The 12,061-nt window shown below is 55.0% G+C and carries 11 protein-coding genes; 4 read left to right on the forward strand and 7 right to left on the reverse strand.

The genetic code is table 11. The features are described 5' to 3' along the window. Positions 1–50 precede the first annotated feature (50 nt). The 6 genes from A3193_RS15515 to A3193_RS15540 all read right to left on the reverse strand — a co-directional run bounded on the left by A3193_RS15515 (position 51) and on the right by A3193_RS15540 (position 4,861). On the reverse strand, positions 51–971 hold the full coding sequence (locus A3193_RS15515) for a catechol 2,3-dioxygenase (RefSeq protein WP_069015241.1): 921 nt from the start codon (positions 969–971) through the stop codon (positions 51–53). 86 nt (positions 972–1,057) lie between these two features. Further along, entirely contained in the window at positions 1,058–1,426 is a 369-nt protein-coding gene (locus A3193_RS15520; protein ID WP_069015242.1) for a phenol hydroxylase subunit P4, read from the reverse strand. 71 nt (positions 1,427–1,497) lie between these two features. Then, positions 1,498–3,021, reverse strand: coding sequence for an aromatic/alkene/methane monooxygenase hydroxylase/oxygenase subunit alpha (locus tag A3193_RS15525; RefSeq protein WP_069003328.1), 1,524 nt, complete (start codon positions 3,019–3,021; stop codon positions 1,498–1,500). A gap of 268 nt (positions 3,022–3,289) precedes the next feature. Then, positions 3,290–3,562 carry an MmoB/DmpM family protein gene (locus A3193_RS15530; protein ID WP_069003327.1) on the reverse strand — a complete coding sequence of 91 codons (273 nt, stop codon included), beginning with the start codon at positions 3,560–3,562 and terminating at the stop codon, positions 3,290–3,292. Positions 3,563–3,574: 12 nt separating this feature from the next. After that, positions 3,575–4,573: an aromatic/alkene monooxygenase hydroxylase subunit beta gene (locus A3193_RS15535; protein WP_069015243.1), complete on the reverse strand. Its 999-nt coding sequence runs from the start codon at positions 4,571–4,573 to the stop codon at positions 3,575–3,577. 36 nt (positions 4,574–4,609) lie between these two features. Continuing rightward, positions 4,610–4,861 carry a phenol hydroxylase subunit gene (locus tag A3193_RS15540; RefSeq protein WP_069003323.1) on the reverse strand — a complete coding sequence of 84 codons (252 nt, stop codon included), beginning with the start codon at positions 4,859–4,861 and terminating at the stop codon, positions 4,610–4,612. A gap of 461 nt (positions 4,862–5,322) precedes the next feature. Between A3193_RS15540 and A3193_RS15545 the strand changes: the two genes are divergently transcribed. The 4 genes from A3193_RS15545 to A3193_RS15560 all read left to right on the forward strand — a co-directional run bounded on the left by A3193_RS15545 (position 5,323) and on the right by A3193_RS15560 (position 10,883). Next, positions 5,323–6,987: a sigma-54-dependent Fis family transcriptional regulator gene (locus A3193_RS15545; protein WP_069003321.1), complete on the forward strand. Its 1,665-nt coding sequence runs from the start codon at positions 5,323–5,325 to the stop codon at positions 6,985–6,987. A 721-nt stretch (positions 6,988–7,708) separates the two neighbouring features. Beyond that, positions 7,709–8,581 (forward strand): AEC family transporter, encoded by an 873-nt coding sequence (locus A3193_RS15550; RefSeq protein WP_069003319.1) that lies wholly within the window; start codon positions 7,709–7,711, stop codon positions 8,579–8,581. After that, on the forward strand, positions 8,578–9,855 hold the full coding sequence (locus A3193_RS15555; protein WP_069003317.1) for a hypothetical protein: 1,278 nt from the start codon (positions 8,578–8,580) through the stop codon (positions 9,853–9,855). The genes A3193_RS15550 and A3193_RS15555 overlap by 4 nt, the downstream gene beginning before the upstream one ends. 47 nt (positions 9,856–9,902) lie before the next feature. After that, complete coding sequence (locus tag A3193_RS15560; RefSeq protein ID WP_069015244.1) at positions 9,903–10,883, forward strand: quinone oxidoreductase family protein; 981 nt, start codon at positions 9,903–9,905, stop codon at positions 10,881–10,883. A 102-nt stretch (positions 10,884–10,985) separates the two neighbouring features. Here the strand turns inward: A3193_RS15560 and A3193_RS15565 are convergent, their stop codons facing one another. Then, positions 10,986–12,005 (reverse strand): hypothetical protein, encoded by a 1,020-nt coding sequence (locus tag A3193_RS15565; RefSeq protein WP_069019593.1) that lies wholly within the window; start codon positions 12,003–12,005, stop codon positions 10,986–10,988. Between the last annotated feature and the right edge of the window lie 56 nt (positions 12,006–12,061).

Here is a 12,061-nt window from a genome sequence, read left to right on the forward strand (position 1 = left end):
GCAGGGTGTAGACACCCTGCCTTGTTGTCTTATGCCAGATCAGTGGCCGCTTACGTGACCACTGTGAGGAATCGCTCATTCAGTTTCTGATCATGGTAGAAGATCGCACCGCCCAGTTCATCGGCGGTCCAGGTGATCGGCTCATGATCCGGGTACCAGTCGTAGGAGCCGTGAAAGACTTCGTTACGGTTTCCGGAGGGATCGAAAAAGTAGATGGTACGACCCCGGGTAATCCCATGACGGGTTGGACCGATATCGATGGAGATTTTGTGCTTACCGATGATATCGGCGGCACGCAATACCTCCTCCCAGGAGCCGAGCAGAAATGAGGCGTGATGCAACTTGCCCTTCTCCTCATGCCGGATGATAGCCAGATCGTGTGCCTTCATGCCACAGGTAAGAAATGAGGCAAGTTGCAGATCACCATCCACGACCTTTTCTGTCTCATCAAAACCCAAGACCTCTTTGAACAGTTTGACACTACCGTCCAGATCATCGCCATACAGCAGACAGTGGTCGAACCGCTGCACCTGCATGCCTTTCAGATTATCCGGCCAGGGTTCCGGATTGACCCGTCCCATATCGGTACCTTTCACATCCTTGTCCGCATAGAGCTCGAACATGTGACCGGTGGGTGAATCGAAACGGACCCGTTCACCACAGTGATTAAGTTCACCCGCGGGAATGCGCTCCACATTGCATCCGAAATCCTTCAGTTTCTGTTCAAGCTCATTCATGGTTTCGCTGCTGTCGACTTTGAAACCCATAAAATCCATGCCGGTGGAGTCCGCTTCCCGCAACACTACCGAAAACCAATCCTGCTCATCCCAGCCCTTCAGGTAGACCCGCCCCTGGTCATCCCGGTCGGTCTCGAGCAAGCCGAGCCGCTCTTTGTAGTGGACCAGGGATTCGTCCAGATCGAGCACACGCAGGGATACATGTCCCGGGCGCAAAACACCTTTAATAGCCATCAGTGAAACCTCCTATAGTCGCCGCATCTTGCTGCGGCCGGTATAAAAACATTCAATCCAACCGGTCTGCTGTTGCCGGTTTTTCGTTATGAACAAGAACCCCGATAACCGTTAAGCCCAGGGGTATGGAAACAGATCAGCGACTTGTGTCCGACCCCGTTCTCCGCCAGGCTTTTACTCATATCGGGTGTTGACGGTTTGCCGTCGATCTTCCACTCCACCTGCTCCCAGTTGACCGACTGATAGTCTGGGTGCATGCCGTAATAGGTGGGTATCAGCTCTTCAATCAGCGCACCGAAAGGCATCTCCGGGGGCAATGGAAAAGCGATCGCCGAACAGAAGCTCAGATGCTCCTCCCAGTGCAGGTAGACCACCTGGTTGCCGTGAAAATTTTCATGTCTGTCGCGGATATCAACCGCTTCTTCGTAACCGGGTTTAAGCGCTACAACAGCCATCTAAACCTCCTCTCTCTTGATCTCGTTGGTACCACCCGCCATCACGAACCGATGGTGGGTGAATTAAGGCCTTAACCGGCCACTTTCTTACGTGCAGCCTGCCAGGCATCCCACTGCTGTTGATCCGGCGAGCCGCTGTAGTCCAGGTTGTCGGTACCGTTATCCATGTGATACCACTTCAATACATCGCCCAGATCCGCTCCGCCGCAATTGCCTTGGAAAATCTGGTGCACAGGCAGCCAGGCCTGGGCAAACTTCTCCGGCTCGTTCTCGAAGATGTCCTTACAACCATCGGAACAGAAGTGGTAGCGTTCGCCCTTGTATTCGGTACTGCGGAATCCGATCTTGGTGGGATCACCGGGCTCGGTGTAACCCATGGGGATCTGGCAGGTCTGGCAGAGCTGCGGCAGGGCGTTGTTGTAGAAACGTTCACCCTTGGCCTCCATCTCCCGCCACATCTCGAAGCGAGGACGGTAGTATTTGTCGAAGGTGTTGGGATATTTCTCCGACAACCAGGCCATCTCTTCATCGGTCGGCAACCAGGTATGGAAACCCGCCGCCTGGGTATATTGATAAAAGATCGCCCAGTTCTGATGGGAGATGTGTTCCGCCTCTTCGGTGGCGATATCCGCATACTTGGGAACCCGCAGACCGTAGCGGGATAGATCTTCAAACAGCGCACCCCCCGCTTCGGTGAAGTAGATCTCCCAGGCCTCCTTCCAGGACATGATCCGTTTCGGCAGCATGTAGTCCATCATCATCGCCACCAGTCCCAGCATCTTGTGGCCGCGCCAGAACCATTTGTCCACCCACTTCTGCACGATCGGCAGATTGTCCGGGTGCTGTTCCAGCATGAACTTGATCACCTCGATGCCCAGGGTCATGTGACGCGCCTCATCGGACTGAGCCGAGAAGCCGAAGGTCACCGTGGCCAGGTCGCCGTTATAGGCGGCGCCGGACATGAAGGGCACAAACAGCAGGTTGGTCAGCACATATTCGAATGCGAAAGAGATCGCTGTGAAGAACTCGAAGGGACCAGCGGTACAGGCATCGTCGAAGAAGGACTTCGGCACCGACAGATACCAGACCCGATCGTGCATGTGGGGGAATTCAGCAAAACCATCGAAGTACTTGTTGTAGTGGCTGATGGTGTGAATTTGGGTCTGCGCATGACGCAGCTCATCCAGGGACTGCATCTGTGCCGCCACCCGGGGACCGGCGCCGCGGATATGCCGACCCAGATGGGCAAAATGGCGATGCGCCTGATACTCCAGCGGTGTCACACCGGTGAGAAACAGCTTGATCGCATTCACATAGCGGGCGTCGGAGATGCCGAGCTGGCCATTGTTCTGGGCGAAGGAGTCGAGTACCGCATAGAGTTTGCGCTCCTTCTCGCCCTGGTATTTCCAGTAGGCATCCATGGTCAGGCGGAATGGGTCTTCCCATTTCGACCAATCGGTGATCTTGATCCCTTCGAAGGTATCGTAGGGAAATACATCATCCATCTTCTGGTAACTGGTCTCCCAGTCCAGGCCTCGGGTCATCAGCGCATAGCGCTGTTTCAGGTTCATTTTTTTCTTGCGTGGGGGTGTCATTGGATAGCTCCTCCGGTGTTAACCCGAATGTTTTTATCCGGGAACGCGATGATCGTGCCGTTCTCGGCGTTCAGTTGTGGATTTGCGATTGAATCAATAGCCTGAGCTATTGATGATTGAGCAAATACCGCAGCTGCACGTCGAGAACGGTGCGAGAGCGCGTTCAGCAATTGCCGGTAACACATAGTGGTTTACTGATATCTGAAAAAATCATTTTCAAAAACCATGAGTTAATTTGAATTAGAAGCGGCCGGGTGAAACATTCGGGTTAAGCGCCCCAGGAGAGGACCAGCTCTTCATCGTCCTCATCCAGGCTGCCGCCCATGGATACGATGGTGAGATGGATCTCCTGTGGATCCCAGTCGCGACCGATGCGTTCGGATACGGACTCAGCCTTGACCACCAGGCGCTCCGGACAGTCGATCTTGACTGCACCGGGCATGTAGTTGGCGTTGGCGCTGGGGTTATCTTCCAGAATCGACTCGATCACGGGACGAGCTTCATCATTGTTTTGCAGGGTTATGGATACGATGCCAGCCATCTCGGTCTCCTGTTAAACGCTCAAGCCGAGTTTGCCGGCCCGCTTATCAAGTTGTTCTTTCACATCGGCGAGGGCGCTATCGGCACCGTCACCCAGCACCATAGCAGCCAGGGGCTGTAAGGCCTTATGGGCCTCATCCCGCCACTGGCCATACCATTTGGAGAGCAACGCCTGGTTCTCATCCGACTCTTTGGCTGCAACTTTAATCACCGCGTCGACCCAACGGTTGTGCTCCGCACTCCAGTCGACCATGAACTCGCAGAGTATCGAGATCGCCGCCGCACCATGCTTCTGGCCCTGGTTATCGAAGTGGTTGTAGACCAGGGGATAGACCAGCCCATCCATCACCAGGAACTGGGCCACCAGCGCCTCGAACCAATCCTTCAACACCAGGCTGTCCTCAACACTCTTACGTACGCCCTGCCAGGCCGGACCATCCATCCACTGGGCTTTCGCATCGTTGAGCAGATCGCCTGTGCCATTGCCCAGAGAGATACCGATACGGGAGAGGATCTGCGCGATACCCAGACGATCACCGGCGGTGAAGATCGCCGCCGAGGTGATGGCGGTGCCATAACCTGCATCGCTGATCGAACAGGCATTCATATTGGCACCCCACTCATAGTGGCGCAGCGGGATCAGATAGTTGACGATCATCTCCCGCCATTCAGGATCGATGTTGGCCAACATCTCCCGCTTCTCTTCAAAGGCGAAGTTGCGATCGGTGGTCTGATGCATGTTGGCCCGGGCGATGGTGTAGGTACCGTAGTAGTACTGACGGGGATCCTTGAACTTGTACCAGTCGGACATCTTGATTTGGGTACGGCCCTCATCGAAGTGCCAGTGCTCCGGCCCCCACAGGGGACGATAGTGAAAATGGGTGGTGGCTTGCAGATCGTAAACCCCCTCTTCATAACGGGAGGCCGGGGCGTCTGAACCAAGACGCCTTGCCACATGGGCGAAGGTGTGGCGCTTGGGCTCCACGTTCATGGTTTTGATATCGATACTCATGGTTGCTCTAATCCTCCTGGGATAGCGGACCTTCCACTAAAGGCTTGGCGACTCCCGGTAGAGACCGGGGCGTTTGGTCTGACCCTCCGCAGTACCGATCTCATCGGCACTGCGGACCAGCCTGGCCTGGTGCTTGTCGCAGAAGATCTTGAAAGCTTCGTGGGGGAGGATCAGCTCAACCGTCAGGTCCTCATCATCGATTGAGAACTCGAACTCGACGAACTTGCCGAGCCGTTCACCGGTGACTCTGATGTAGGCCTGGCCAATTTTCGGGACATATTCCCGCATGACATCCTCCTGTTCTCTCAAATGGAGACCTCTAAAACGGTCTCTCTCAATTTCTGGTCACAAGGGGATTGCAGAAGCTATGCCAAAGTTGGTAAGTGATTGATTTTTATACCATTCACTCTCTTACGCTCGATTCAGAGCAGGAAAAAAATTGATGATACAGTCAAAATCATTTGATCATTTGACGAATTTCATCAAATCATACAACGCCAGGCAGTAAAACATGCTGCAGGCGCACAATCGGAGCGCCTTGACCCTGTCAAATATGCTCAACCTGCCACAAACAGCCTGAAAATTTATTATTTGATTAAAATCCCAGTAGACACTATAAAAATAGGAGCGTCTGGGGGAAGCCATCGAGTTTCCAACAAACACAAATAGAAGCCATACGCTCGCAGGGATGATTTTTTAGTTACCAACTGCAACTCCCCGGAGATCAGGACAGGCGGGGCGGAGGATAGATGTCATCTCAATTGAGTATCTCCGGTCTTCCAATGGAAGAGCGGAACCTGCACCTGACTTTCGACGCGGGACAGATCCTGCTCAACGACCACCGCATGGTATTGATGCATACCCACGCCATGGGGGCCCTGCGAAAAGAGTTGATGGACACCCTGGGCCACGACCGGGCACGGGGCGTACTGACCCGCATGGGTTATGCATCCGGGGCCAAGGATGCGGACCTGGCCCGCAAACTGCTGCCGGAGTCCAATGACGAGGACCTGCTGCTGATGGGGCCGAGACTGCATACTCTGGAAGGAGTAGTGCATGTTAAACCGATCAAGATCGATATCGATATCCGCCAACGCCACTTCTATGGGGAGTTCCTGTGGGAGAACTCCCATGAAGCTTCGGAGCATCTGAAGCTTTTCGGCATCCATCCGGAGCCGGTCTGCTGGACACAGATCGGTTATGCCTCAGGCTACACCAGCGAGATCATGGGACGCTTCATCGCCTACCGGGAAGTAGAGTGTCACGCCAAAGGGGATAAACACTGCCGCATCATCGGCAAGCCGATCGAGGAGTGGGAGGATGCGGACGAAGAGCGACGTCACTACCGCCCGGATCCCATGGCGGAGCAGCTGCTGGCACTGCAGGATGAAGTAAGCCACCTCCGGGACTCCCTGCAGGAGCAGACCGGCATCGGCGATATGGTAGGCAGCTCCCAGGCCTTCAAGGATGCCTGTGACATGCTGCGTAAAGTGGCGGAGAGTCATGTCACGGTGCTGCTGCTCGGTGAGACCGGGGTGGGCAAGGAGATGTTCGCCCGGGCACTGCACAGCATCAGTCCCCAGGAGAAAAACCCCTTCGTCGCCATCAACTGCACCACCATCCCGGAAGAGCTGATCGAATCCGAGCTGTTCGGCGTGGAGAAAGGGGCCTATACCGGCGCACTGCAATCCCGCCCCGGACGCTTCGAACGGGCTCATGGCGGGACCCTGTTCCTCGATGAGGTCGGCGATCTTTCGATGAACGCCCAGGCCAAGCTGCTGCGGGTTTTACAGGAGGGGGAGATCGAGCGTGTGGGTGACACCAGAACCCGCAAGGTGGATGTACGGGTGATTGCCGCCACCAATGTGGATCTGCAGGAGGCGGTCGCTGAAGGACGCTTCCGCTCCGATCTCTACTATCGCCTGAACATCTACCCGGTGATCATTCCACCGCTGAGAGAGCGTAAGGATGACATCGAGCTGCTGGTTGTGCGCTTTCTGGAAAAGTACACCGCCAGACACGGCAAACGGGTCAGCGGGGTGACTGAGCCCGCACTGCAATCCCTGTACGATTACAACTGGCCGGGCAACATCCGTGAACTGGAAAACATGATCGAGCGGGGTGTGATCATCGTGCCGAATGGTCAGGCCATCGATCTCAAGGATCTATTCCCCTGTCTCAACATGAGTAAGGATGCACCCAGCATCATGCCCACCAACCCACAGGAACCCCTGCCGTTGGACTCGCTGGTTGCACAGGTGCTGGATCAATCCGGCAGCATGGAGGCCGTCGAGACACTGATCCTGGAGTCCGCCGTGGAGAAGGCCAACGGCAATCTCAGCCAGGCCGCCAGACTGCTCGGCATGACCCGCCCGCAACTGGCCTACCGCCTGAAGAAACGGGATGGGGATTAGACATATTTCGTTTTTTATGTCTGCCAATGAACACGAGTCAACACAAATGCTACGTGATGTGTCTGATAAACCTTGGCGGCCATATGCAACACTCGTCATTCCAGCTTGTCTTCTTCGATTGCAAGAACACCCAACCACGAACGAGATAGAAGAGATGCACGAAGGGCGAGGAAAAGCAGTTAATCAATTTGTGCTGCCGCGTCCTTTCAAGGATTAGCAATGAGATCGATAATATTCAGAACTCCGATGCCATCTCCTCTTGTTCCCGTCCCGGCACGAGCGAGAAGCGCAGGCAAAAACCGATCAGCGAGCCTGACTGTTTGAGCGCAGCGAGTTTCAGGCACGCCGGTTGCTGCCAAGCATCGCAGCTGACCCGTAGGGGCGTGACGGCTGGGAGCCCTTTCTTTTGGTTACTTTATCTTTTGGCGCAAAAGAAAAGTGACTCGCCCAGGAGGGCGAAACAGGGAGTATCGGATACGAGGGCAATAACGAGTGGCGACAGACTTGATTATTGGTTTTTTAATCGAAGGGTGAGCCATAGCACAACAACGTGATCATTCTGGGTACATCGCCATAATGCATTTATTCCAGACATGAATAGGCATGGGTCAGAGTGGCAGGACTGGTTCAACCAGCCAAAACAACAGAGGTGCAAGAACGGTTTGCCCTTCCCGATTGCAACAGCACAGAAGCGTGCCTGAATCTTAACGAGATAGCCTAAATGTTCAGCCAGATACTCGAAGTCACCCTGCCTGTATTTGGCATTGCCCTGCTCGGCTACCTCTATGGCCGGCTCAACGGCAGCGATATGGACTCGGCCAATCGCATCAACATGAATCTGTTTGTGCCGGCACTGCTGTTCTATGTCCTGTCGGAGAAGATACCCGACTCCCCTGAGTGGCGCTCCATCGCCCTTGGCACCGTGGTCATCGTGCTGGGCTCCGGACTGCTCAGCTGGCCTTTGGCCCGGCTGCTGAATTTCCGATCACGGGTGATTCTTCCCCCCATGATGTTCAACAACTCAGGCAACCTGGGCCTGCCGCTGGCGGCGCTGGCCTTTGGTGAGGAGATGCTGCCCTTTGCGGTGGTTGCCTTCGTGGTCTCCACCAGTCTCCATTTCAGCCTCGGCATCTGGCTGGTCAGTGGTCGCCTGCACCCCATGATCCTGCTGAAGAATCCGGTCTTTCTTGCAACGCTGGCCGGCATTACCGCCCATATCGGCGACTGGCATACCCCGGCAATCCTGTTGCCGGGCCTGGAGATGATCTCCCAGGTGGCGATTCCATTGATGCTGGTCGCCCTGGGGGTCCGCTTGATCCATGTGGATCTCAGCCACTGGCGGGCCGGACTGGCCGGCGCCCTGCTCTGTCCGGCCACCGGCGTGATCAGTGCCATCGCCGCCATTGCACTGCTAGAGCCCTCCGAACAGATGGGCAAAATCCTGCTGCTGTTCTCTGTATTGCCCCCGGCGGTGATGAATTTTCTGCTTGCGGAACGTTATCAAGGTGCGGCAGAGGAAGTGGCTGCGATGGTGGCTTTCGGTAATCTCGCCAGTCTGGCGGTGATCCCCCTCGCTCTGGTCTTCATCCTGTGAATCGTCGCGCAGCGGCTGGCTGGCTGCTTTCAGCCGCAATCGTTGCAGCGGTGGTCCATACACTGACGCCAGTACTCCCAAAAACCGTAACCGGCCTACTCACCTGGGGTGCCGGATTGCTGCTGATAGCGGACATCTCTCCCCAGTCCAGAAGGCAAATTCTGATTCTGATGGCTGTTGGTGCAGTCGGTATCGGCTGGGGACTTATCCACCGGATCCAACCGGACTGGCGGATGATGCTGTCGGGCAACGCACTGCTGCTGAGTATGCTGGCCGCGGTCAGCTTTCTACGACTGATCACCCGACCCGACACCCTGGCTGGAGAGCGCCTGCCATCCGGAAGACGGGCGGTCTGGTCGACCCTGCTCGGGGTTCACCTGTTCGGTGCCGTGATCAATCTCTCATCGGTCTTCATCATGGGTGATCGGATCAGCCGAAAGGGACGACTCAATCGGGCACAAACCGTAATACTGACTCGCGGTTTTACCGCAGCGGCGTTCTGGTCTCCCTTCTTCGCCGCCATGGCGGCCGCTTTGACCTATGCCCCCGGGGCGTCTCTACCGCAGATCTGGTTGATGGGTATACCCCTGGCCCTCTGCGCCCTGCTGTTCACAGCCCTGGGGTGTCAGCACAACCAGCAATTCACCGGCTATCCAATGCACCCGGAGGCACTGTTACTACCCGGTATTCTGGCCATCTGCGTGCTGTTGCTGAACCAGTGGCACAGTGACTGGCATATCCTGGGGATCATCGCTTTGCTGGCGCCCGGATTATCGCTGGCCGTTCTCTTTCTGCGCCATCCGCAACCCCGAACCAGGGCACGGCAACATATCACCACGGATCTTCCCGGCATGCAGAATGAACTTACCCTGTTTCTTGCCGCCGGCGTCATGGCCGCCGGTCTGAATGCGGTCTTCGCCGTCTTTGGCGGTTGGCTTCCTTTTGATCAGTTCAGCGGAACCGAAGCTTCGCTGGTGCTACTGTTCATGGTCACGACCTCGATTCTGGGCGTCCACCCGGTGATCAACATTGCGGCCCTGGGAACACTGCTGGCGCCACTGAATCCGGACGCCTCCCTGTTGGCAATGACCTTCATCGCCTCCTGGGCGATCGGTACCGGCACCAGCCCATTCTCCGGCATCAATCTGGCGATGCAGGGCCGCTATGCTCAACAGAGCGGAGACAGTCTGAAGTGGAACGGGCTCTATGGCGCAGTGATGGTAATGTTATCCATTCTGGTTCTGAATCTATACGACACAACCATACTGCATTAGCCGTTGTTACACAGAACTATGATTGATGCAGAATAACGGAGATAGCGATGAGCAAGGCCATCCTGATCAACGAGCATGGTGCCAGCGACAAACTTCACTATGAAGATGTCCCACTTCAAAAACCCACCGACGGCGAAGTGCTCATCACTCACCAGGCAATCGGCTTGAACTTCATCGATGTCTATCACCGAACCGGCCTCTACCCGCCACCCTCTCTACCATTCATACCCGGCATGGAAGGGGCCGGTATCATTGAAGAGCTTGGTTCTAAGGTAGAAGGCTTCGCAGTCGGTGACCGGGTTGCCTATGGGGCTGGTCCACTGGGCGCCTATGCACAAGCCCGTAACATAACTGCGGAACGACTGGTAAAAATTCCCGACGAAATCAGCGACAGGGAAGCGGCCGCCATGATGTTGAAAGGCATGACCGCTGAATATCTGATCTGCCGCACCTACCAGGTCAAAGCGGGTGAAACCATCCTGGTGCACGCGGCATCCGGAGGTGTCGGACAGATTCTCTGCCAATGGGCATCCGCAATCGGCGCCACGGTGATCGGTACCGTTGGCAATGCGGAAAAAGCGGCTAAGGCAGAAAAACTCGGCTGCAGATACACCATCAACTACCGCAATGAAAACATCGAACAACGGGTCATGGAGATTACCCAAGGTAGAGGCTTGCCCGTTGTCTACGATTCAGTCGGCCAGGATACCTTTGAGGCTTCATTGAACTGCCTCGCTGCCAGAGGCCTGCTGGTCTCTTTCGGTCAATCGTCCGGCAAAGTACCAGCGTTCGACATCACCAGACTGAGCCAGCAGGGTTCACTCTACATCACCCGTCCGACCCTGATGGACTATGTCAAAAGCAGCGACCAGCTTCAGCGCAGCGCCCAGGCACTCTTCGATATTTATAAAAGCGGTAAAGTGGCCATCAACATTGGCCAGACTTATGCCTTAAGCGAGGCACGACAGGCTCATGACGACCTGGAAAACAGATTGACAACAGGTAGTACGGTACTGATTCCCGATTAGTTCCGGCTTAGGAGTCTGGATATAAACCCGCCACCAGAGTAAAAGCTGAATCGGTAGTTTTCATCAATTCGATGATGTGATCTCACGACGCTCGAATCGTCTTCACTGCCCATAGATCGAATTCATCTGACTGGCAATTCGGCTCTGCTCTTTCAGTTCATTCAAAGGGTACTTCACGATGACGCCATATCGTTGCAGTTCACCGATACGAATTTCCGCATAGGGGACTTCGCTGCCATTATTCGAATCGACCACTACATTATGCTGACCCAGACAGTCCGATCTGTTTTCCAGGCCGCAGTAGACGTCCGAGTGATTGAGGACATTGACCAGCAACTCGAAATAATCATTGATGGTCTCCAGTCCTCTGGTGGCTTTATCGTGCTTCAACTCAACCTCGGCCAGTTGTTTTCTCAACTGATCGGCCCTGCTGCGGCTCTGATCGATCTCTTCCGCAACAAAATCCAGGGCACCATCTTCTGCCCTCAGAGTCTTCAGCTCCATCTTTAAATGGATCCGCTCACGATCGAGATCCGCCTTCTCCTCAGTGTGCCTGGCCAACTTGAGTACCGCTTCCGCGATCAGATGTTGAAAGGCTCTCTCACGCAAATCGTATCGGACACTCTCCTCGGAATCTGCCGGCTTCACCAGCTGATGACCGCTAAAATTAACCACCTGCTGCATCACCTCGCTCTGGATCATATCCCCGACCTGCGCGTGACCCAGGACACTTTTCTCCTGCCGGCTCATCACCATCAGAGCATAGCCATGTGTCAGAGAAAAACTCTCCGCTCTTTTCACAAATTCGCGAAAATCAGCTGAGTGACTGAACACGTGCTCGATTTGATCGACAGAACCGAAATAGGCATTCACACGGGGATCACTTGAGTAGGCCTGGCGACTCAAATCTACCGGGCCAGGAAGCTCTGCAATCAATGCATCAGTATGAATCAGGGCATTTTCAACCGCCGGCGCAAGTTTTTTACGATAACCCGGGATCAGCTTCAGGCGGGAGTCGAAATGCTCCACTGCCATTTCGATGTGCTTATCCAGTTCATCTCGAGAGTAGACAGAAGCATGAGGCTCGCCTGACGACAACAGGTTTTTGATAAATGAAAACACGACCCGCTAACCCTCCCAATCACAATCCCACTCTGTCAAAACTATAGCTGTAATCC

Source organism: Candidatus Thiodiazotropha endoloripes (genome assembly GCF_001708965.1).
GTDB classification, from domain to species: Bacteria; Pseudomonadota; Gammaproteobacteria; order Chromatiales; family Chromatiaceae; genus Thiodiazotropha; species Thiodiazotropha endoloripes.

Coding starts and splice junctions, on each gene's coding strand:
- A3193_RS15560 (WP_069015244.1), top strand. CDS start 9,903: ATGAGCAAGGCCATCCTGATCAACGAGCATGGTGCCAGCGACAAACTT.
- A3193_RS15530 (WP_069003327.1), bottom strand. CDS start 3,562: ATGGCTGGCATCGTATCCATAACCCTGCAAAACAATGATGAAGCTCGT.
- A3193_RS15525 (WP_069003328.1), bottom strand. CDS start 3,021: ATGACACCCCCACGCAAGAAAAAAATGAACCTGAAACAGCGCTATGCG.
- A3193_RS15545 (WP_069003321.1), top strand. CDS start 5,323: ATGTCATCTCAATTGAGTATCTCCGGTCTTCCAATGGAAGAGCGGAAC.
- A3193_RS15515 (WP_069015241.1), bottom strand. CDS start 971: ATGGCTATTAAAGGTGTTTTGCGCCCGGGACATGTATCCCTGCGTGTG.
- A3193_RS15550 (WP_069003319.1), top strand. CDS start 7,709: ATGTTCAGCCAGATACTCGAAGTCACCCTGCCTGTATTTGGCATTGCC.
- A3193_RS15520 (WP_069015242.1), bottom strand. CDS start 1,426: ATGGCTGTTGTAGCGCTTAAACCCGGTTACGAAGAAGCGGTTGATATC.
- A3193_RS15535 (WP_069015243.1), bottom strand. CDS start 4,573: ATGAGTATCGATATCAAAACCATGAACGTGGAGCCCAAGCGCCACACC.
- A3193_RS15540 (WP_069003323.1), bottom strand. CDS start 4,861: ATGCGGGAATATGTCCCGAAAATTGGCCAGGCCTACATCAGAGTCACC.